26 protein-coding genes are annotated in these 21,186 nt (G+C 50.6%); 15 read left to right on the top strand and 11 right to left on the bottom strand.

Annotated elements, in window-relative coordinates; all coding sequences use genetic code 11:
- The first annotated feature begins 71 nt into the window (after positions 1 to 71).
- Positions 72 to 320: a hypothetical protein gene (locus JNC80_RS17615; protein WP_376711084.1), complete on the top strand. Its 249-nt coding sequence runs from the start codon at positions 72 to 74 to the stop codon at positions 318 to 320.
- Positions 321 to 715: 395 nt separating this feature from the next.
- Here JNC80_RS17615 and JNC80_RS17620 read toward each other — a convergent pair whose 3' ends face one another.
- Positions 716 to 1,162: a pyridoxamine 5'-phosphate oxidase family protein gene (locus tag JNC80_RS17620; RefSeq protein ID WP_376711085.1), complete on the bottom strand. Its 447-nt coding sequence runs from the start codon at positions 1,160 to 1,162 to the stop codon at positions 716 to 718.
- 256 nt (positions 1,163 to 1,418) lie between these two features.
- On the opposite strand from JNC80_RS17620, the gene JNC80_RS17625 reads away from it, so the two are divergent.
- The 11 genes from JNC80_RS17625 to JNC80_RS17675 all read left to right on the top strand — a co-directional run bounded on the left by JNC80_RS17625 (position 1,419) and on the right by JNC80_RS17675 (position 6,211).
- Positions 1,419 to 1,694 carry a hypothetical protein gene (locus tag JNC80_RS17625; protein ID WP_376711086.1) on the top strand — a complete coding sequence of 92 codons (276 nt, stop codon included), beginning with the start codon at positions 1,419 to 1,421 and terminating at the stop codon, positions 1,692 to 1,694.
- A complete protein-coding gene (locus JNC80_RS17630) occupies positions 1,694 to 1,897 on the top strand; it encodes a hypothetical protein (protein ID WP_376711087.1) in 204 nt (67 codons plus the stop codon). The genes JNC80_RS17625 and JNC80_RS17630 overlap by 1 nt, the downstream gene beginning before the upstream one ends.
- A gap of 82 nt (positions 1,898 to 1,979) precedes the next feature.
- A complete protein-coding gene (locus JNC80_RS17635; protein ID WP_376711088.1) occupies positions 1,980 to 2,801 on the top strand; it encodes an ERF family protein in 822 nt (273 codons plus the stop codon).
- A complete protein-coding gene (gene ssb, locus JNC80_RS17640) occupies positions 2,801 to 3,265 on the top strand; it encodes a single-stranded DNA-binding protein (protein WP_376711089.1) in 465 nt (154 codons plus the stop codon). The genes JNC80_RS17635 and ssb overlap by 1 nt, the downstream gene beginning before the upstream one ends.
- Positions 3,266 to 3,273: 8 nt before the next feature.
- Positions 3,274 to 3,699, top strand: a complete 426-nt coding sequence (locus JNC80_RS17645) for a recombination protein NinB (protein WP_376711090.1) — start codon at positions 3,274 to 3,276, stop codon at positions 3,697 to 3,699.
- Positions 3,696 to 3,929, top strand: coding sequence for a hypothetical protein (locus JNC80_RS17650; protein WP_376711091.1), 234 nt, complete (start codon positions 3,696 to 3,698; stop codon positions 3,927 to 3,929). Before JNC80_RS17645 ends, JNC80_RS17650 begins: the two co-directional genes overlap by 4 nt.
- Positions 3,929 to 4,297: an HNH endonuclease gene (locus JNC80_RS17655; protein ID WP_376711092.1), complete on the top strand. Its 369-nt coding sequence runs from the start codon at positions 3,929 to 3,931 to the stop codon at positions 4,295 to 4,297. The genes JNC80_RS17650 and JNC80_RS17655 overlap by 1 nt, the downstream gene beginning before the upstream one ends.
- Positions 4,297 to 5,253: a DUF551 domain-containing protein gene (locus JNC80_RS17660; protein WP_376711093.1), complete on the top strand. Its 957-nt coding sequence runs from the start codon at positions 4,297 to 4,299 to the stop codon at positions 5,251 to 5,253. The genes JNC80_RS17655 and JNC80_RS17660 overlap by 1 nt, the downstream gene beginning before the upstream one ends.
- A 196-nt stretch (positions 5,254 to 5,449) precedes the next feature.
- Positions 5,450 to 5,716 carry a hypothetical protein gene (locus JNC80_RS17665; RefSeq protein ID WP_376711094.1) on the top strand — a complete coding sequence of 89 codons (267 nt, stop codon included), beginning with the start codon at positions 5,450 to 5,452 and terminating at the stop codon, positions 5,714 to 5,716.
- Positions 5,713 to 5,982, top strand: coding sequence for a hypothetical protein (locus JNC80_RS17670; RefSeq protein ID WP_376711095.1), 270 nt, complete (start codon positions 5,713 to 5,715; stop codon positions 5,980 to 5,982). The genes JNC80_RS17665 and JNC80_RS17670 overlap by 4 nt, the downstream gene beginning before the upstream one ends.
- Positions 5,972 to 6,211 carry a hypothetical protein gene (locus JNC80_RS17675; RefSeq protein ID WP_376711096.1) on the top strand — a complete coding sequence of 80 codons (240 nt, stop codon included), beginning with the start codon at positions 5,972 to 5,974 and terminating at the stop codon, positions 6,209 to 6,211. Before JNC80_RS17670 ends, JNC80_RS17675 begins: the two co-directional genes overlap by 11 nt.
- Here the strand turns inward: JNC80_RS17675 and JNC80_RS17680 are convergent.
- The 3 genes from JNC80_RS17680 to JNC80_RS17690 form a co-directional block, all read right to left on the bottom strand.
- On the bottom strand, positions 6,208 to 7,449 hold the full coding sequence (locus JNC80_RS17680) for a tyrosine-type recombinase/integrase (RefSeq protein ID WP_376711097.1): 1,242 nt from the start codon (positions 7,447 to 7,449) through the stop codon (positions 6,208 to 6,210). The genes JNC80_RS17675 and JNC80_RS17680 overlap by 4 nt on opposite strands.
- Before the next feature lie 323 nt (positions 7,450 to 7,772).
- Entirely contained in the window at positions 7,773 to 8,495 is a 723-nt protein-coding gene (locus JNC80_RS17685) for a DUF8692 domain-containing protein (protein WP_376711098.1), read from the bottom strand.
- 231 nt (positions 8,496 to 8,726) lie between these two features.
- Entirely contained in the window at positions 8,727 to 9,785 is a 1,059-nt protein-coding gene (locus JNC80_RS17690) for a GNAT family N-acetyltransferase (RefSeq protein ID WP_376711099.1), read from the bottom strand.
- Between the two features lie 355 nt (positions 9,786 to 10,140).
- Here JNC80_RS17690 and JNC80_RS17695 point away from each other — a divergent pair, with 355 nt between their 5' ends.
- Both JNC80_RS17695 and JNC80_RS17700 read left to right on the top strand, forming a co-directional pair.
- Positions 10,141 to 10,533 carry a GFA family protein gene (locus JNC80_RS17695; RefSeq protein ID WP_376711100.1) on the top strand — a complete coding sequence of 131 codons (393 nt, stop codon included), beginning with the start codon at positions 10,141 to 10,143 and terminating at the stop codon, positions 10,531 to 10,533.
- A 65-nt stretch (positions 10,534 to 10,598) separates the two neighbouring features.
- The gene (locus tag JNC80_RS17700) at positions 10,599 to 11,045 is read left to right on the top strand and encodes a pyridoxamine 5'-phosphate oxidase family protein (protein WP_028233851.1); all 447 of its coding nucleotides are present in this window, start codon (positions 10,599 to 10,601) and stop codon (positions 11,043 to 11,045) included.
- A gap of 11 nt (positions 11,046 to 11,056) precedes the next feature.
- On the opposite strand, the gene JNC80_RS17705 is transcribed toward JNC80_RS17700, so the two are convergent.
- Entirely contained in the window at positions 11,057 to 11,494 is a 438-nt protein-coding gene (locus JNC80_RS17705; RefSeq protein ID WP_376711101.1) for a PACE efflux transporter, read from the bottom strand.
- A 335-nt stretch (positions 11,495 to 11,829) separates the two neighbouring features.
- Positions 11,830 to 12,678, bottom strand: a complete 849-nt coding sequence (locus tag JNC80_RS17710; protein WP_022711822.1) for a mechanosensitive ion channel family protein — start codon at positions 12,676 to 12,678, stop codon at positions 11,830 to 11,832.
- A 247-nt stretch (positions 12,679 to 12,925) separates the two neighbouring features.
- Between JNC80_RS17710 and JNC80_RS17715 the strand changes: the two genes are divergently transcribed.
- Positions 12,926 to 14,122, top strand: a complete 1,197-nt coding sequence (locus JNC80_RS17715; protein ID WP_376711102.1) for a winged helix-turn-helix domain-containing protein — start codon at positions 12,926 to 12,928, stop codon at positions 14,120 to 14,122.
- Positions 14,123 to 14,129: 7 nt separating this feature from the next.
- On the opposite strand, the gene JNC80_RS17720 is transcribed toward JNC80_RS17715, so the two are convergent.
- Genes JNC80_RS17720 through JNC80_RS17740 form a run of 5 tightly spaced genes read right to left on the bottom strand, consistent with a single transcriptional unit; the run spans position 14,130 to position 21,180 of the window.
- Complete coding sequence (locus JNC80_RS17720) at positions 14,130 to 15,041, bottom strand: hydroxymethylglutaryl-CoA lyase (RefSeq protein ID WP_376711103.1); 912 nt, start codon at positions 15,039 to 15,041, stop codon at positions 14,130 to 14,132.
- 17 nt (positions 15,042 to 15,058) lie between these two features.
- On the bottom strand, positions 15,059 to 16,750 hold the full coding sequence (locus tag JNC80_RS17725; protein WP_376711104.1) for an AMP-binding protein: 1,692 nt from the start codon (positions 16,748 to 16,750) through the stop codon (positions 15,059 to 15,061).
- 2 nt (positions 16,751 to 16,752) lie between these two features.
- A complete protein-coding gene (locus JNC80_RS17730; RefSeq protein ID WP_376711105.1) occupies positions 16,753 to 18,771 on the bottom strand; it encodes an acetyl/propionyl/methylcrotonyl-CoA carboxylase subunit alpha in 2,019 nt (672 codons plus the stop codon).
- Positions 18,764 to 19,567 carry an enoyl-CoA hydratase/isomerase family protein gene (locus JNC80_RS17735; protein WP_376711106.1) on the bottom strand — a complete coding sequence of 268 codons (804 nt, stop codon included), beginning with the start codon at positions 19,565 to 19,567 and terminating at the stop codon, positions 18,764 to 18,766. The genes JNC80_RS17730 and JNC80_RS17735 overlap by 8 nt, the downstream gene beginning before the upstream one ends.
- Positions 19,568 to 19,575: 8 nt before the next feature.
- Positions 19,576 to 21,180, bottom strand: coding sequence for a carboxyl transferase domain-containing protein (locus JNC80_RS17740; RefSeq protein ID WP_376711107.1), 1,605 nt, complete (start codon positions 21,178 to 21,180; stop codon positions 19,576 to 19,578).
- Positions 21,181 to 21,186: the final 6 nt, after the last annotated feature.

The following is a 21,186-nucleotide window of genomic DNA, read 5'->3' on the forward strand; positions in this document are numbered from 1 at the left end:
GATGGAGCGGGGTTTCATCGCATACAAATGAGCGTATGATGCCGGGGATTATATCCTTGATGGAGGAGACTATGAGGACTGAACTGCGCATAGATGGCGTAACAGCAAGCCAACTTGTATCGGCCGCTATAATTGGAGCCTTGGTATCCGCCTTGCGTCGCAAGGGTCTATTTAACGACACCGAAATTGAGGAAATTTATAAAGAAGCTCTAACACTGCTTGAGATTGACCAAAGCCCTGAACCAGAATTCAAGCGCGTATCAGATATGGCGATAGAGATGTTGAGAACACAACTGAACATGCCAGATAATGATAATTAAAAACGCGCCGTTCATTTGCTCAATCTATAGAATATTAGCTAGACTAGCACAATCTGATATACTACCATTTCACTGCCTTGCTCTATCCAAGAGTATCACCCTCAAGCCTCAGCCTTTGCTGGGGCTTTTTTTGAGACGTTATTCTGAAGCGTTGCGCTCGCTCTAAAGATATCTTCTAAGGCAGCTTCTGATAGCAATCATATGACCAAATCACGAGCTTGTGATTATTTCTCGACTCTCCGTCATAATCATACTAAAGTTGAATTAGGTTACGCACTCTCGTCTTTTCGCGCTCAGAGGGGGGACACTGTGAGATGGCTAGATTGAGCTGCGTAGCCTACAACGCCTACCCCACAACGCTAAGCCTCGGGTAACTCCGAGGCTTTGTGCTATGCCTAATTTACAGTTGCATGTCCTGTTGCCTGCAAAATTGAAACCCTAAAATAAACAGGCACCAGTGGCCGCTCTTTTCCACGTAGAACGGTTCGTGTGTATGCAGGCTCCCACCACTCAGGTGTTCGGGATAATAGCCTGTGTGCGAACATATGAAGACTATCCCCATCTATAGATTTTAGGATATCTTCAAATTTCCCCACGACTACTAAACTCTTCCAATCGTTAACCGCTTTTATTTCAGTGAAGCTTACGCAGACATTATCGTTTATCTGCATGATGTCTAACTTTCGTCCTATCGTGGTCAAAGCATAAAGATACCCGCCATTATGGACAAACCTGAGAGGAACCACATATGGGACATTAGATAGAGCGCATGCAAGGTAACCAATATTAATAGCATCCAGCATTGTTGAAATCTCAGCCGCATTCATGTCTCTGATTTTCATGTCGTGCCTCCTTCTCTGTTTAAGGAGCTATTATAGCACGAATAGATTGTCCCTACATCACGACTTCCCAGCCCGCCACGTGCGGGCTTTTTGCTGCCCTGATTCTAGCATGGCCGTGGCGTGGGTCAATTCTCAATGGTATTTTATACCAAAATAAATACCAAATCGGTATTGACATAATATACCAAGTTGGTATTTTGCTACCATCAACAGCGCGAAGAAGCACCCGCCGATCCGCTAACCGATGGAGAGAAACATGCGATACCCGTTTTGCACTGATCTGAGCGATAAAGCTCTCGGCATTACACTGTTTCAGGATTTTGAATGTGAAGTCGATGTATCCCTGATCTGGGATAACGGCGATCCGGTTCTTGAAGTGAACGCGGTCTATGTTGACGGTGAAAACCTGTCCAAAGGCGAGAGCGCATCGCAGTTTCTCGTTCATATGATCGCGGACAAAGCAGAGCGCGACGATGACCTCCTGACACGTCTCATTGAAGATGAAGAAGTCCAATTCCCGAGGGCTGCGTGATGGTCAATCATTACCGCATCTCCCTACTGGCCGCTGCACTCACTCAAGAAGCCGCAATGGCTCATGCCTATGAACATTCAGGCAATGCAATCATGGCGAAAGTTTCCGGCGATAACGCAATGGAAGAACTGCGCAAGATCGCGCACGAGCTTGGTTGTCGTGTTGAAAAAAATGCAGAGCCTACCCTGAGAGTAGCCGCATGACTGGCTTTATTCAAGACCTCTGCGCCCTCGCCTCAATGTCAATCTTTGTGGCTGTTTTACTCACTTATATCGGAGCATTTTCATGAGCGCCGCACCCGCAATTATTGAACAAACAACAGAACTCCAGCCGGTTCAACAGAACGAAGTCGCGGCCATCATTCAGGTGATTGAACGCGCTGCCATGAACCCGAATGTCGATATCGACAAGATGGAGCGTCTTTTGCAGATGCAGGAGCGCGTTATCGAGCGCAATGCAAAAGCAGCCTTCAATGCGGCCTTTGCTCGTATGCAGCCCGATCTGCCAGCTATTGAGAAGAACGGCAAAAGCAACAACGGCGCTTATGGCCTTTGGGAAGATATTCAGGGCGGCATTCAGCCGGTACTTGCCAAGCATGGCTTTGCCCTGTCATTCAAAACCAAAGTCGAGCAGGACGCGATTACCGTTACCGCCATTCTTCACCATGAAGAAGGCCACGATGACAGCACCGACTTGAAGCTGCCAACCGATAAAAGCGGCAGCAAGAACGCTGTGCAGGCGGTTGGCTCCTCGGTCAGCTATGGCAAGCGCTATGCGGCTTGTGCCCTGCTCAATATCCGCGTCGGTGGCGAAGATGATGATGGATCAGCAACCGGTGAAATCGTCAATCACGATCAGCGTCCCTCCGCACCGAGCAAATCCAGCGCCGCGCTGAAACGTGCTGACGAGAATGGTGATGATGCATGGAGCCGCCTGATTAAAGACGTTCGCGCCGATATGGCTGATTGCCAGTCACTCGTCCGGCTTGAAGCCATCAAACAACATTATCGTAACCGAGCAACCGGTGAGCGCTGGCCCCGCGCATGGATGGATGCACTTGCCAATGAATTTGAAACTTACGCTCAGGCATTCGGAGAACAAGGATAATGACTGGTTCAGTCAATAAAGTCATACTTGTCGGAAATCTCGGCTCTGATCCTGAAATCCGCCGCCTGCAATCCGATGAGCCGGTTACAAACCTGCGTATCGCAACATCGGAAAGCTGGCGCGACCGTCAGAGCGGTGAGCGTAAGGATAAGACCGAATGGCACAGCGTTGTAATCTTCAATGAAAACCTCGCCAAAGTTGCAGAACAGTACCTGAAAAAAGGCGCCAAGGTTTATATCGAAGGCCAGCTGCAAACCCGCCGTTGGCAAGATCAACAGGGCAACGACCGCTACACGACCGAGATTGTACTGCAAAAGTTCCGCGGCGAATTGCAGATGCTCGACAGTCGAGGCGAAGGCCAAGAGCAAAACCAATCACGCCAGTCCGAACAGTCCTACAGCCAGCAATTTGGCGGATTTGGCGGTGGTTTTGACAATAACCTCAATGATGACATTCCGTTCTGAGGCACCCCATGGAAAAGCAGCGTTACACCATCGTAAATCCGCAGGTTCGACAGAATGCAATCCGAGCACTTATGGCTCTGCCCGACGGGCATACAGCGACATTCGCACCACCAACCAGAAGCGGAGGGCAGAATGATTTCTTTCATTCAATTTGTTCTGACATTGCGAAGTCTGGTTTTGAATGGGCTGGTAAACCACGAAAATCGGAAGAATGGAAAGTTCTGCTCGTTTCCGGTCACACAAAAGCAACGCAAGGCGAAGTCGAATTTGTGCCGGGGCTTGAAGGTGAATTCGTAAATATCCGCGAAAGCACAGCCCGTATGTCGGTTAAACGCGCTGCATCCTTGCTCGAATACGCGCTTGCTTGGTGCGCAGATCACAACATTCCCCTCACCGACACACGCCGCCAAGGCTACCTTATGGAGGCAGCATGATTATTCAGTTCCTCATTTCAAAACTGCGCAAGCTTCTCGGTTTTCACGACGATCCACTGCCAGAGCTTCGCGCCACCGCTGAAACTCTCAAGGCCACTATAGCCAAAGCCAAGAAGGATAAGAAACGATACAGCCATCTTGAGCGTGAATTGCTCAGAACAACAGCTGTAATCGTCGCCATTGAGCGCGGCATTCCTTACCGCAATGGCTCTCTGGATTGGGGGCGCTGATGGCTCGTATGGAGTTCACCCGCAAGGACAAGGCAAAGATCATCGCCCGTGCAAACGGCAAATGTGAAAAATGCTCCGCCATGCTCAAAACCGGCGAAGGCGAAGTGGATCACATTCTGCCTTGCGCTCTCGGCGGCGAGGCAATAGTGGCCAATGGCCGCCTGCTCTGCCGTGTCTGTCATGTTGAAAAGACGGCAGACGATATTCGACAAGTCAGAAAATCTGACCGGCAGCGTGACAAGTCCAGCGGTGCGGTAAGGCCAAAGTCTGCCCTCTCCGGTCGCAAATCTCCCAAGCCTCCACTCACCAAAATCGTTCAGCACCGCCGCTCACTTTATGAGCCTGCGCAGCCACAGGAGCGCATGTAATGTCAGCTACTCACACCACAGCGTTTATACCGGATGAGGCTGTGCAGGCATTCAAGCAGGAGTTCCACGAGAATTCTCCAAAACGCAGCTATGATGAAAACATAAAAGCCTCCCTCGCTGCCGCCCTTCCTCACCTCTCTGCGCCTTGTGCTGTAGAGGTGAAGAAGCTGGATTGGAGTGAAACCAGTTACGGCACTCCTGAGGTTTTCACGGAAGTCGGTGTTTACCGTATCGAACATGCACATGATGGCGGGTGGTCATTACGCAGAAACAATAAAGCCATTGCAGACGATGATGGGCGCAGGAACTTTGCTGACCAACAGAAAGCCAAAGCCGCCGCACAAGCTGACTTTGAGCGCCGCATACTCTCATGCGTAGTCACCAAGCCCGTTGACGCGCCTACGAAAGAGGAACGTCACGCTAATACAGCACGAAATCTGATTATCAACCAAACAAGCACTGACCTTGAGCAGATTATCTATGGTCACGATCCAGAACAAAGCATCCTGGATAATGATGTTTGGGACAGGCTTGATAAAATGGCTTGTGAAATAGAAGCCTTAACCAAGCCCGTTGACGTGGCGGCGGTGCGGGAAGAGTGCGCAGAGGTCGTTGAGAATGCTGTGCTTTCCTATCACGTCGCTGACTGCGCTGGATTGGCGGATTGGAAGGCGTTTGAGAAAGGGCAAGAGAGCGGATTGAAGTTTGGAGCCGCCGCCATCCGCGCCCTTACCCATGCCGAACCAGCACAGGGAGAGCAGTGGAGAGACATTAAGAGTGCGCCTGTAAGTAATGGCAGTCAAACCTTTCTAACCTACATCACAGGGCATGGATCATCCGTCTGTTATAAAACTCCTAGCGGCCACATCTGCTCCAATAGCACTGGGAAAATTATTCATCGCGCCACACACTGGATGCCACTCCCCGCCGCCCCGACACCGGAGGCAGGCAAATGACCCTTCATGAGATCATCGCAAATTCACACCCATCATTGAAGCGCGGTCAGGTTTGGTGCCGAAAATGCAGATCGACGCAGAAGGTAGTCGCAGCAGAAACGCTTCGCTTCGGCTGGCCAAAATGCTGTGGCCACACAATGACTATCGATCATCCAGACACATGGTCTGGCGGTAAACCCTTTGAGGAGGCAGGCAAATGCAGCTGACCGAACGGAAAAAGTTAGACGCTGATGTGTTAGCTAACCTTGACGAATGGTCGCATAAAGCGACTTACGTCATACGAAATGGCCTTATCCGCAATGGACGCAAAACGCTGAGTACAGCGCAAGTTCTACGTGCTTGTCGTCGCCTTGAAGTTAAGGGGCTGATTAAACAAACAGATCATACTTCATATGTTGTCATGAAGGTATGGGAAATCACACCAGCAGGCCGCGCATCCTTGGCGCAAGGAGGTGATGCATGACACCTTGGAGCTGGTACGCCGGAGAGGTAGACGAGTTTGCTTATGATCTGGCCTGTGATGAACCAACACGCGAAGCGGCAATAAATGCAGCAGTGACTCAGCTGGAAGTTGGCGATCAATTTCAAATCATTGAAGCCAGATCGAGCGAAGCCAAAAGACATGCAGATGATGACGGAATAATTTCGTTCCTGCGGACGCGAAACCACGAGCTGGTTACAGTGACCATGGCGTTAAAATCGCAGGTAGGAGGACATAATGCAAATTGATCGCTTAAACCGTCCACGCCTTCGCCGAAAAGATGTACCAGAATATCTAGCCAGCAAACACGGTATTGACGTTGCCGTATCAACACTTAACAAGCTTGCTACGATCGGCGGTGGTCCTGCCATGCAATATGCTGGTCGAATTCCTTTGTATCACCGAGATGATCTGGACGCATGGGCGGAAGCTAAGCTTTCAAAACCTGTAAGCTCGACATCAGAACGAGGGTATTAATTGCCCTTATCCATCTGCTTTATTATTTCTTCTGATATCTTATCAGCTGCAGCAATGAGAACACTATCCAGGCGATGCGTATATCGGCTGGTAACGGTATTGCCTGCATGGCCAATGATGGAACCAATTGTGCTGTCGGAATAATTTAGATCTGCTGCCACGGATGCAAAGCTGTGTCGCAAAGTGTGCGCTGTCACCCCTTCCAATCCAGCAGTTTTTACTAGACGATCCACGGCACTATCCAGCGCTCCGTAAGAAATCTCATGATTACGCACGCCGTATAAAACAAAGCCAGTCGGTCGGTCTGCTTGAATTGTTTTTAGCAGCTCCACAACTGGCTTACCAATTGGGCGTATAGATGCTCCGGTTTTACTATCGCCTAGCCTGAGTGCCTGTCCTTCAAGATCAACCTCTTCCCATTTCAGTTTGACTATCTCACCGAGACGACAACCAGTGAGCGCCAGAAGCTTAATCCCAACTATCGCTTGCCATGGCTCATGATCGTGTTTCTGCAGTACTGCACCTAATGAGCGGAATTCTGCAGCGTTCAAGCGCCTGTCACGTTTTTTATACGCCGGTTTAGAAACGCCATGAGCCGGATTACTTTCTATTATCCCTTCAGAAACAGCATATGAAAGAATGCCGCCCAACAATCCTGTAGTTCGGGTTGCCGTACCCGCGCCACCAGCCACTAAAGTTATGCCCCTTAATTTCGTTGATTTTTCTTTCAACGCAGTTTTGCCTGCCGTCACGTCACGAATGAATTTGGCGATATCCGGTCGCTTCATATCTATTACGAGCTTCCTTCCAAGCAGCGGCTTGATGTGTCTCTCTATCCGTCCTTCATCAGTTTCGAGGGTGGTGCTCTTTTTAGCTTTCCCGGACCTTCCGATAATCAAGCCTTTTCGCGCGGCTATCAGGTAATTATCGCACAACTCAGCCACGGTCAGTGAAGCACGTCGGGTTCGCCTTTCCAGTAGCGGATCATCGCGCTGCAAGACAATTCCGCCCATGGTCTCAATGGCAAGCTTTCGCGCTTGTTCAGTAGTGATAGAACCATGGCGACCGATGGTCATACGCCTTCGGTTCCCCTCCGCCGCCCTATAGTCAACGAAGTAGGTTTTCGTGCCAGTGGGATGAATAAAGACTCCGAAGCCTTTAAGGTCGCTGTCCCATATTGTATATTGCTTTTCACGAAGCTCGGCACGATCAACAATTGTCTTCGTTAGCTTTGACACTCTAACCTCTGCCCTTGTGGTTTAACTCACCAAATACTCACCACAAAAATGGAAACAAGGGAATGCAGGGGTAAACAAAAAGTCACGTAAGTCGTCAAATTAACAAATAAAATCATCATCTTGGTAAGAAAAATAAAATTTAAGCAAACTACTGAAAATGAATAAAATTCGCCCTCCGAAGGCAGAGGTCACAGGTTCGAATCCTGTCAGCTGCGTTATAAAAATCAATCGCATGAATAAAATGTTGTTTAATCCGGCTTACTGCATAGATGAACATCACCTCCGTTTCACACACGGACTTCCGTTATCAAACCTCTGCATTTTCAGCTGGATGACTCAGGCACAAGTGCAATTTTAAGTCCCTGTCCCTGAAGATAATCAAGCACCGCATAAAGCATGATTAGAATGCCAAATAGCTCCAATGTTTCTTCCATCGTCGAAACAATGAGATAGGACGGGGTGAAAAAGGTTTCATCCGCCAGAACAGCGCCGATCCCTTCGAAAATCAAGGCGCCGGTCACAAAAACAGCACCGGCTATAAAGAACAATATTGTTGTGCGTCGTGGCAGTGTGATCAGCCACCGGACATAAATCAGAGCAATGATAAGCACGACAAAAACAGCCGGAATGATCCACGAAAAAAGTGCCTGTGTTGTACCGGGAACTACATAACCATCTATCCGCCACAAACCATGCATATCGGTTGCCTCATCAAGCGACATATAAAAGAATATCACTGCCAAACCCCACCATGCGATTGCAGAGCGTGATCGTAATCGCTGAACCCATGCGGCCAGCGCCAAGCTACAAGCTGTCACAAATAGCTGGATCACGGAAAACCAGGTTGGTATGTTCATTTCCCGGTTGAGGTCGAACATATGGCCAAAGCGGTTAATCGGGTCCATCGCCACCCCACAGGCTTTGGTATACCAGCACACCATAACAACAGAATGAAAAAATATAAGAATGGCAATTGCACTCGCCAATATGAGTGCAATAAAAGACGGCCGGATATTGAAGTACTGATGTTCCTGAGTTTGTTGCATCGTCTTCCCCCGAAAAATGCATTCTCATATATACATTTTACAGCAACAATAGATTTGCTTCAACTGAAGCAATGCAACTGACTTTTACTTCTTCATCTGCCCGTAATTTGGCACGATTTCTCCCGCTGGCCTATACAGTCATCCTCCACACTGGCTCATCAGCCCCCATGCCCGTTGCTGGCTCCAATCAGGTGCTTTGACGCATCTTTCGATGCGTCAAAGTTTCAGGTTTTAGCTGGCTTCTGTTTCGCGTTTGCGTCTGAGCAAAGCGTGAAAATCCGGATCACCGCTCAGTGACTGAAGCGCCCAGAATCTTTCAAGCCATTCAGCCTCTCCCTCCCAATCACTCTCGATCAGCAGGCGGATATTCTTAAGCGCATTCTCCCTGTCCCCTGAGAGCGCACGCGCGCCGGCAGCGTGGAAATGACACCAGTTGATCTCCTGACTTGCCTTTTCAAAATGCAAAGCAAGATTCAGACAGGTTTCATCGGTCAAATCACCTATATTTTCAGCAGGAAGGCTGCAACTATAGGCCATATGATGATCAAGCTCTGTCAGTCCGACAGCTTTACCAATGGCCAGCGATCCTTTGTTCGAGGCATGGCTGTGCCATTCGATACCGTGAATGCCCCGTCTGATGCATTCCGCAAGAGTTGCAGAAGACACTGCGCGTCCCAGCCCCATACGCCGGAAAGCAGGATCTGTGTCCACACCAATTTCGCAGCGCGTGCCAGAAACACTATCCGTCAGGCAATGGCTTACCATTACTCCCTGATGTAAAGCACAGAAGCCGACTGCATTTTCAAAGAAGGCATCCGCAGAACCCCATCCTTCCACCTTCTCCTCCAGCAACTCAATGTTTTCCGGATTGCGGCTAAAGAGTTCCTGATTAATCGGAACGATTTCAAACTCTGCTGATGGCAGATAAGGTTCCGGCAGCGCATTGCCTGCAACATATCCCATACGGATACGGGGATGCGGCACGACAAACTGATTGCCCCAGATTTTGGTGAAATGCGGAAACCAGCATTCCTCGGCAAACAGATAAGCCCAATCCGGAATGATATCCCTGATATCATTCGCAGTTTGTTGCGAAATATCCGGATTTCCGGCCAGAAAATACCCATCTCCATTGATGACGATGACAAGCTTAGGGTTTACCGGACTGTCCGCCCAGACTTCCCCGTCGATTGATCCGTCCAGAACGGAAGCGATAGTGACATGAATTGAAGAAAGTTCAGCCAGAATGGCCTGAGCGGCCGGATAGGCCTTTTGCTCTAATTTTTGCATATAAAAGCGATCCTATGGATGCGATGCCATGCATTCGCACCATGAGTGATACCAGTCGGAACTGATAAACTGTTCCGTGTACAGCCGGCTTACGCCCGCCGGCATCCGGCGAAAAAGTAACTGTCATCCTGATACCCCGCTTTTATCTCAAACATACTGCAATCACGTTGCAGAACAATCAGATATGGCTGGCAGAAGTGAAGCACAAGAGATATTTGCGCTCCACTTTGAGACCTCTTCAAGTCTCGACAAATACCTGACAAAAACCCACAATCACACCTCTCAGCCCCCCTGTTCTTGCTTTTTGCAGAGCTTAAACGGAATAATAGCTTGCCTACCCCAAAGGAGAAAAACCATGGAGACGTTTACAGGCGGGTGTCTTTGCGGAAATCTGCGGTTTTCCGCTACGGGAAAGCCCTATCGGGTTGGTATTTGCCACTGCCTTGATTGTCGCAAACATCACGGCGCTCTTTTCCATGCATCAGCAATATTCCCACAGGAGGCTGTCACTGTCAGCGGTGATACCCGCAGCTATGCGGAGCGCTATTTTTGCCCGCAATGCGGCTCTACGGTCTTCGGGCGATCAGATGACGAAATTGAAATAAATCTGGGCTCACTTGATGAGCCGAACCAATTCGTACCAACCTATGAATTATGGACTATTCGCCGTGAAGCATGGCTTCCGCCCTTCCCGCTTCAGAGGACATATGAGCGAAACCGCACTTCCACGCGCCGTCAGGAAGAATAAAATCTGAGCCGTAAACTTCCGGATGTGCTATATTGAATTATACCCGCACGTTCACGGAGGTCACGATGTTAATCCATGACATGCCCCGTCCGGAAGTTGAGGAAATGCTGCGCCATGTAGGCATCGGCTATCTGGCCTGTTCGGTTGAAGACAAGCCCTATGTAGTGCCGCTCCGTTTCATACACAGCAACGGTTATCTCTATTCCCTGACTTCCGAGGGGAAGAAAATGGAGCTCATGAGAGCCAACCGCAATGTATGCGTCAGCTTCTCAGATGTTCATGGCTCCAATAACTGGCGCTGTCTGGTTATTTCCGGTCATTTTGAGGAAATACCCAAATCCCTGAGCAAAGACAGCCTGTATTATCACGCACATGAGCTGCTGGCAGCCGGTGCGAACTGGTGGGAACCCGCTTATGTCAAAACCATTTTGCGGGGTGAGGAACGGCCGTTAGAACCTTTATATTTCAGAATATCGGTTCTTGAAACGACCGGCCATCAAGCCCAGCCCTGAGAATGGCTGAATTATTCAGCGGCAACCATTGCCTGCGGCAGCGTAAAGATCATGTCAAAAATATACGTAAAAACAAACGTATAAATCAGGAAGAACAGCAAGAGCACAGCTTCCATCTGAAAGGCTTTCCAGAAGCCGACAGAATACCAGACCATATAAATCGGAATGATAATCACGAACAGGCCGAACTCAAATATGAAAGCATGGGCAATACGCACCCAGACACTGCGTCCGGTTGACTGACGGCGTGCCTCCCATTTCTCAAACATGAGATTAAATGTGTAATTCCACGTCACAGCGATGAGAGAAACGGCAACAGCAACCGGCAGAGAACCCTGCGCATCGCCGCCGCTCAAAAACATCAGCAGCAAAGTTGAAGCGGCAATCGCAATAAGTTCAAAAGTACTGACATAGACAATACGCCGCTTAAGCGGTTTAAGCACGAACATAGACAGCTCCTGAGCAGAATATGTCGCATTCACTGCGCCCACTCTGCTCGTTCTGGATTCTCGGATGCGCATGCCACAAAGCGTTAAATGTATCCGTTTAACGGGGACACATCCTGAAAATCTGACTTGTGAGCCGGCACGCCCCGGCACTCATAAAAACGGGAAAAAATCAGCAGATCGCGGTTTTCCATCTGCGAAATTCAGAAATAAGAGCCTCAACCGGATATGTCAACAGATGAGCCGTTACTAATTAGATCAAGCTAAATTGAATAGAGTAATGTGCGGACAGAATTTTGATCGCCCGCACATCCTTCAAACACGTATAAACTACAGAATTAACTCGTCACCTCGGAACGATGATAAGTGACCTGTGGATAAGGAATGTTAATGCCCTCATCGCTGAATGCGGATTTCACCCGTTCCGTTGTCGTATTGCTGACCGTGAAATAATTCGGCGCTTCAATCCAGTAACGGCAACTGATGACCACAGAACTGTCTGCCAGCTGGGAGACAAAATAAATCGGCTCCGGTGTTTTCAGCACGCCTTTTTGTTCGGAAATAATGGTTTTGAGAATAGTGAAGGCTTTTTGCACATCATCCTCATAACCAATCCCGACTTTAAAATCATGCATACGGGCTTTGTGGCGGGTGAAATTGGTAACCGGCGTATTCCAGAGAACCGAATTGGGTGCCATGACGAACAACCCGTCATAGGTTTTCAGCTCTGTCGAAAACAGCCCGATTTCCTGTACGGTACCGGCAATTGCACCCGCATTAATATATTCACCGACTTTGAAAGGGCGCAAAACCAGCAGCATAATACCGGCAGCAATATTCTGTAATGTGCCTTGCAATGCCAGGCCGATAGCCAGACCAACAGCACCCAATGCGGCGAGAATTGAAGCAGTCTGGATACCAAACTGCCCCAGCACCATCACCAGAACGACAACCAGAATGCCATAGCGAACAGATGCGCTGAAAAACACAACGAGCGTCTGGTCGAAGCCTTTGAATTTGGAAAGGGATTGCCGCGTCCAACGCTGCAAAATCCCTGCGATAATCCAGCCAACACTGAGGATGATAATCGCGCCGATTGTTGAAAGCGAGTAACTTAAAACGAGATTGGAAATCTGGATGGCAAGGGCATTGGTATTTTGAATAAATTCAGCTGTCTGTTCCTGCATGTGTCATCTTCAGTTTAATGTTTGATAGCAGCGAAAATGGTGAAATAGCTCTTTATCCGTCAATAATTTAATGCACCAGAGGTTTAAGACAAGAGAATATCGCGGAAATCACTGCGAGTATGGGCACATAATTTGTTTCAGCCTGAAATTCTGAAATGCTGCATATATTTCGCGGAAAAAGACATCATGGAATAACTGCACATGTCATGTTAAAAATTGCGAATATCTTCCGTGAACAGGATAGCCAATGCCTGACGCATTATTAAACAACCGTGATGCGCGCCGTCTTTTTCTTCACCGGCATCAGCTTTTATGTCGTGAAACCGGATCAGGCAAAGGTGCGGATTTGTCCGGTGTTTTAACAGATCTCGGCTTTGTGCAGGTCGACAGCGTGAACACACTTGCGCGGGCGCATGATTTTATTTTGTGGTCGCGCCGCAGCCGCTATCAGCCCGAAGCACTCAACAAGCTGATTGCCTCTGAGCGCAATGCATTTGAACATTGGACTCATGATGCTGCAATCATTCCTATGCAGTTTTTCCCGATGTGGCGCTTGAAATTTGCCCGTGACGAAGCCCGTATGAAGCAAAGATGGTCAAGCTGGAGACGGGACGGCTGGGCTTCGCAGTTTGATGAAATATTGAGCCATGTCGAAAAGCACGGACCAACCACCTCCTCCGATGTCCGTGGCGACACGCCTGCCTCATCCGGTGGCTGGTGGAACTGGCATCCTTCAAAAACCGCTTTGGAATTTTTGTGGCGTTCAGGGCGACTGGCAATCAGCCACCGCGAAGGTTTTCGCAAGTTTTACGATCTGACGGAGCGGGTCATACCGGAACCGTTTCAACGCTCGCAAATGCATGAAGCTGAGATAATTGACTGGGCAATGTCCGCATCAATGGATCGTCTTGGCTTTGCAACACATGGTGAACTTGCTGCATTCTTTGACATTGCAACACGCGAAGAGGCAAAACAATGGTGCATTGAAGCCAAAACTGCAGGTCGCCTCATCGAGCTTGATGTTGAAATGGCTGACGGTTCTCTGCGGCGTTGCTACTCCACACAAGCACTCCTGAATTCCGTGTCTGACTTGCCGGAACCGTCATCACGTGTGCGGATATTATCGCCTTTTGACCCTGCCCTGCGTGATCGGGCACGGGCTGAAAAACTGTTCGGGTTCTATTATCGTATTGAAATATTTGTACCGGCACCGAAACGCCAATATGGCTATTATGTATTTCCGGTCATGCAGGGAGACAGGCTTATCGGCCGTATTGATGCGAAGCGGGAGGATAAAAAGCTTGTCATTACTGCATTCTGGCCGGAACAAAACATCAAAACAGGTAAAAACCGCATTGCAGCCTTACAGGCCGAACTGGAACGCATCGCATCATTTCTGAAGCTGACGGAACTATCTTACCTGCCGGACTGGTTGCGGAATTAGCACTGCATCACGCCGTTCCTGCAGAAGATTGACGGCTGATTGCCCGTGCAACCCGTGAGGATGGCGAGCGGCCAAGCTGAGCGCTGATCCAGACGGAGCAATCCACCAGCTGTTTCAGGTCGATACCGGTTTCCACACCCGTCCGGTTAAACAGCCAGACCAGATCTTCAGTTGCCACATTGCCCGTAGCGCCCGCCGCATAGGGGCAGCCGCCCAGCCCTGCGACCGAGGCATCAAAAGTTCTTACGCCCAAGGCATAAGCAGCCACGACATTAGCCACGCCCATGCCATAAGTATCGTGAAAATGTCCGGCAAGCGCGGTAACTGGAACCTGCGCACCAACAGTTTCGATCAGCCGCTTAACACCATCGGGCACACCGACACCAATAGTGTCGCCCAGACTGATTTCATAACAGCCCATATCGAACATCTCTTTGGAGATTTGCGCGACCACTTGCGGGTCAATATCTCCCTCATAGGGACAGCCCAGCACACAGGAGACATAGCCGCGTATTTTTAGTCCCATTTTCAGAGCCTGTTCTGTCACCGGCGCGAAACGTTCCAGCGATTGCGCGATACTGGCATTGATATTCTTCCGGCTGAAAGACTCCGAAGCCGCAGCAAATACGGCAACCTCTTTTGCGCCTGCAGCCACTGCGGCCTCAAAACCTTGCAGATTAGGTGTGAGCACCGAATAGGAAACACCAAGATGCGTTTTCAGTCCGCTCATAACCGCCGCCTGATCCGCCATTTGCGGTATCCATTTCGGAGATACAAAAGCCGTCACCTCAATATTGCGCAAACCGGCCGCGACCAGACGCTCGATCAGTTCAAGCTTGATATCTGTATCAATAATCTGCTTCTCATTTTGCAGACCATCGCGCGGGCCGACCTCAACAATTCTGACACGCTCTCCCATTGTGTTCTCCCGTCAGTCTATGCTGTTCTGCTTTCCTCGAGTCCCAATTCTTGCATCATCCGCTCGCGGATAATGTATTTTTGTATCTTACCTGTCACCGTCATCGGAAACTGATCGACGAATTTAACATGATGCGGGATTTTATAATGCGCGATCTGCCCCTCGCAGAAGGTGCGGATGTCCTCTGCCGTCAGTTCGGTATCTGCACGCAAAATAATCCATGCGCAAACCACTTCACCATATTTATGATCGGGAACACCCACAATCTGAACATCCCTGATTGCAGGATGGCGAAACAGAAATTCCTCAACCTCACGGGGATAAATATTCTCGCCGCCACGGATAATAATATCCTTTATCCGCCCGACAATATTGCAATAGCCCTCATCATCAATGGTTGCGAGGTCGCCACTATGCATCCAGCCATCCTGATCCACGGCCTCATCAGTCTGGCGCTGATCGTCCCAATAGCCATGCATAACCAGATAACCGCGCGTACAGAGTTCTCCCGATACCCCGCGCGGCACAATCGTCCCGCTGCTATCAATGATCTTCACTTCGCAATGCGGCTGAACCCTGCCAACGGTTGAAACACGGCGCTCAAGACTGTCATCAACACTGCTTTGAAACGACACTGGCGATGTCTCTGTCATACCATAGGCGATTGTGATCTGCTTCATATGCAGATGCTCGATTACCCGCTTCATCACCTCAACCGGACAGGGACTGCCAGCCATGATACCGGTGCGCAGGCTTGAAGCATCGAATTTTGCAAAGTCAGGATGATCTAGGATGCTGATGAACATGGTCGGCACACCATATAATGCGCAGCAATGCTCATTCTGCACGGCCTTCAGCACGGCTAAAGGTTCAAAAGACTCCGCCGGATAGACAATCGTCGCGCCATGTGTGAGGCATCCGAGATTACCCATCACCATCCCGAAACAATGATAGAGCGGCACGGGAATGCACAGCCTGTCACGGCTTTTTAAGCGGATTGCATCGCCGACAAACCGTCCATTATTGAGAATATTGCGATGTGTGAGTGTCGCCCCTTTCGGCGAGCCGGTTGTGCCTGAGGTAAACTGAATATTGATGGGGTCATGCGCATTCAGCCCCACACCAATCTGCTGCAATGTGCCTAGCTCGACCATTTCCGGCGCAACAAGCAGATCGTCGAAATTAATCATGCCGGATGTTTTGTCTGTGCCGAGGCGTATAACCCATCGCAATTGCGGGAAACGCTCAATCCGCAGATTATACGGGTCTGAAACAGGGATTTCCGGTGCCAACTCGCAGAGCATCGCGATATAATCGCTGCTTTTAAAACGAGGAGACAGGATAATCGCACTGCATGCCACCTTGCTGAGTGCAAAAGCAAGCTCGGTCAGGCGGTAGGCCGGATTGATATTAACGAGGATCAGACCCGCTTTTGCCGTGGCAAATTGCGTTAAAACCCATTCGGCATTATTGGGCGATAAGATCGCAACCCGATCCCCTTTTGTCAGGCCTAGGCGCAACAAACCGCAGGCCAGAGCATCCACTTTTTGATGGAGCTCGGCATAGGTCAGCCGTATATTCTGATGCACTGAGATCAGGGCATCAACATCCGGATATCGCAAACAGGTTTCATCGAAAAACTGGCCGATTGTGGCTTCTATCAGCGGATGTTCCGTCACGCCTTTCACCAAGCTCAGTTTTTCTGTCACTTTCATTCCTCCTGTGAGGTCAGCGCAAGCTGCTCCTTTACCTCTCCGTCTGCTAGCTCAAAATCCGCCAGTTCTGTGCCTTCATTAACCTGATCGCCCACGGAACAGCGGAAGGCTTTCACATAGCCCGCAGCAGGTGCGGTTATTTTGAATTCCATTTTCATGGCCTCGACAATCAGAAGCGGCGTGCCTTTTGCAACCTGCTGCCCCTCCTCCACCAGCAAGGCGGTAATACTGCCGGGCATGGGTGCCACGAGCCCGTCATGGGCAGTTGCGTGTTCCGGCGACACATCCAGCGGATCGAGCCATTCCGGCTTCCAGCTTTGCCCGTCTGTGAAAAGGTGAATGAAATTGCCTGATCTGACTGCCGTAAATGTTTTACGCAGCCCGTCAATCTCGGCAATGATGCGATTGCCCTTGTCTTGTCGGCCGGAAGCAACAACATCAAGCGAACCTGTCTGCAACCGGTATCCTGTGCCCAGATAGGTCACAGAGACAGTGTGTGTTGCCGCAGCATAGCGAAAATTCAGATCACGCCTGACCTGTATATTGAGCCGGAAACCGTCGCGCCGCTGCAAGAAAGAGGTAAGAGGAGTCTCAACGGCCTCATGCAGCAATTGCGCCAGAGCCGCTAACAGAAACACTTCAGCGGGCGGTTCCTGCGCTTCAGGAAAGAGCGCCGCAATTTCCCGTTCAATCAAGCCCGTATCAAGATCAGCCTGCGCAAAGGAACGGCAAGCCACAAGGCGCGAGAGAAACTCAATATTACTGGCAATGCCCGCAATCTGCATATCGGCCAAGGCATGTTCCATACGGCGCAGGGCTTTGTCTCGCGTTTCATCCCAGACAATCAGCTTGGCGATCATCGGATCATAAAACCGGCTGATCGCATCTCCCCCTTCAACACCCGCATCAACACGTACATGAGCGCTCTCTTCAGGCATATGAAAATGCACGAGCTTGCCCGTTGACGGCAGAAATCCGGCTGACGGATCTTCCGCATAGATACGCGCTTCTATGGCATGGCCGGAGTGGGACAAATCTTGCTGCGTAACGGGCAATTTTTCACCGTTTGCAACGCGCAACTGCCATTCCACAAGATCAAGGCCGGTTATCATTTCTGTCACCGGATGCTCTACCTGAAGGCGGGTATTCATCTCCATGAAATAAAACTGGCCGTCAGGCGCAACGATAAATTCGACCGTTCCCGCACCCGTATAATGCACTGCACGTGCAGCATTTGTAGCGGCCTCGCCCATGATGCGGCGTTGCTGTTCGGAGAAATGCGGCGCAGGCGCTTCCTCAACGATCTTCTGGTGTCTGCGCTGTACCGAGCAATCCCGCTCGAACAGCGAGACATAATTGCCGTGACTATCGCCAAAAATCTGAATTTCAATATGGCGCGGGCGGATTATATAGCGCTCGATCAGTACATGATCATCGCCGAAAGCCGATTGCGCCTCACGCTGACAGGCAAGCAGGCTTTGCGTAAAATCCTCAGGCCTTTCAACAAGCCGCATGCCTTTGCCACCACCGCCTGCCGATGCTTTGATGAGGACAGGATAGCCGATTGCATTGGCCTCCCGCTGTAGCTTTTCAGGTGTCTGATCTTCCCCGTGATAACCGGGGATCAGCGGAATGCCCGCCGCACCCATCAGCCTTTTCGCCTGTGACTTCAAACCCATGACCCGAATGGCTTCAACCGGCGGACCAATAAAGACAATTCCGGCCTGCGCACAGGCAAGGCAAAAAGCTTCATTTTCCGAAAGAAAGCCATAGCCGGGGTGAATGGCCTGTGCACCGGTCGCTTGTGCAGCAGCAATGATTTTTGCCCCGTCGAGATAGGATTCTTTTGGTGGCGCAGCACCGATATGAACGGCCTCATCCGCCAGCCGCACATGCCGCGCCTGCGCATCGGCGTCTGAAAACACGGCAACCGTACGGATGCCCATGCGGCGGGCGGTTTTGATGATACGGCAGGCAATTTCGCCGCGATTGGCAATCAGAATTTTGTCAAACATCATCTGATCCTGTCCGGTTTATCCATGCCGGTGCCCGCTTATCGAGAAAGGCGCTCAGGCCTTCACGGGCTTCCGCATTCATGCGCAGAGCCGCAATATTATGCGCGGTTTCCTGCGCCAATGCATCGCCCATCATCTTGCCTGCAACATTGCGGATCAGTCGTTTTGCGGCGGCCTGTGCCTGCGGGCCGCCTTTCAGCAAAGCCGATATCAGATCATCAATCGCAGCATCGAGCGTCTCCGCTTCCGTCACTTCATGCACAAGGCCGATTTGCAGGGCTTTTGCAGCATCAATGCGCTCCGCAGTCAGAAAATACCGCGAAGCCTGCCGCACACCGATAGCGCGCAGCACATAGGGGCTGATAACTGCCGGAATAATGCCGAGCCGCACCTCGGATGTGGCAAAACTTGCCTGCGTTGAAGCAACACAAATATCGCAGGCAGAGGCGAGCCCCATGCCGCCGCCCAATGCTGCACCATGCACACGGGCGATTGTCGGCTTGGGCATCTCAGCCAGTATGCGGAACATCTGCGCCAGCTTTTCCGCATCGGCAAGATTGGCATCAAAACCGGCCTCACCCGCAGCTTTCATCCAGTTGAGATCACCGCCTGCGGAAAAGTTTTTGCCGCGACCGGCTAAGATCACAATACGGGTCTCGTCATCCGCACCAAGCTGCGTAAAGGCCTGTGTCAATTCGGCAATGAGTGCTGCGTCAAATGCATTATGCCGTTGCGGACGGTTCATCCAGATGGTTGCCACGGCGCCGTCGCGGGTTATTTCCAAGGCGTCATACATGATTTGCCTCACATTCTGAAAAGACCGAATTTGGTTTCTTTCACCGGAGCATTCAGCGCTGCGGCCAGTGAAAGACCGAGAACGCGGCGGCTTTGGGCGGGGTCAATAATCCCGTCATCCCAAAGGCGCGCCGTTGCATAATAAGGGTTGCCTTGCGTTTCATATTGCTCGCGGATCGGTGCCTGAAACGCTTCTTCAGCCGCAAGGCTCCAGCTTTCTCCGCGCGCCTCCAAGGCATCGCGCCGCACACGGGTAAGCACGCTTGCGGCCTGCTCACCACCCATCACCGAAATGCGGCTATTCGGCCATGTCCACAAAAAGCGTGGTGAATAGGCTCTGCCGCACATGCCGTAATTACCGGCACCAAAGGAACCGCCGATCAGCATTGTGATTTTAGGAACCTGAGCCGTTGCCACAGCCGTCACCATCTTTGCGCCGTCTTTGGCAATACCGTTATTCTCGTATTTTCGTCCAACGATAAAACCGGCAATATTTTGCAGGAAAACCAATGGAATATGCCGCTGCGCGCAAAGCTCGATAAAATGCGCGCCTTTCTGCGCGGATTCACCGAACAGAATACCATTATTGGCAATGATGCCGACCGTTGCGCCATAGAGTTGCGCAAAACCAGTCACAAGCGTTGTGCCATACCGCGCCTTGAACTCATCGAACCGTGAGCCGTCAACCAGTCGTGCGATCACCTCGCGGACATCATAAGGATGGCGCGGATTTGCAGGAATAATGCCGTAGAGTTCCTCAGGCGGGTAGAGCGGTTCCTCACCGCCATTGAGCAGATCAGGTTTTGCCGTGATATTCAGATTGGCAACAATCCGGCGGGCGATTGCCAGTGCATGAGCATCATTTTCCGCAAGATAATCAGCCACACCGGACTGGCTTGTATGCACATCAGCACCACCCAGTTCTTCCGCCGTTACCACTTCACCGGTTGCTGCCTTGACCAGTGGCGGCCCGCCTAAAAAGATCGTACCCTGATTGCGCACGATGATTGTTTCATCCGACATTGCAGGCACATAAGCTCCGCCTGCCGTGCAGGACCCCATCACCACGGCAATCTGCGCAATGCCTTTTGCCGACATATTCGCCTGATTATAAAAAATCCGGCCGAAATGCTCACGATCGGCAAACACCTCATCTTGTCTCGGCAGATAAGCACCGCCGGAATCCACCAGATAGATGCAGGGCAGATAGTTTTGCTCGGCAATTTCCTGCGCACGCAGATGTTTTTTGACCGTGAGCGGATAATATGTTCCGCCTTTAACCGTCGCATCATTGGCGATAATCATACATTGTGTGCCTGAAACGCAGCCTATACCGGCCACAAGACCGGCACTCGGCGCATCATTGTCATAAAGACCATTTGCGGCAAGCTGTCCGATTTCCAGAAAAGCCGTACCGGCATCAAGCAGCAGATCAATGCGCTCCCGCGCCAGCAATTTGCCCCGCGCCTTGTGCCGTGCCGATGCGGCCTCCCCGCCTCCGGCACAGGCAATCTGACTGCGGTCACGCAGTTCTTCCACCAGAGAGCGCATGGCAGCGTGATTAGCTGTAAACTCCTCACCATGCACATTGAGAGCGGTTTTCAGAACACTCATATCCAT

It is taken from the genome of Pseudochrobactrum lubricantis, assembly GCF_041929865.1.
Classification (GTDB): domain Bacteria; phylum Pseudomonadota; class Alphaproteobacteria; order Rhizobiales; family Rhizobiaceae; genus Pseudochrobactrum; species Pseudochrobactrum saccharolyticum.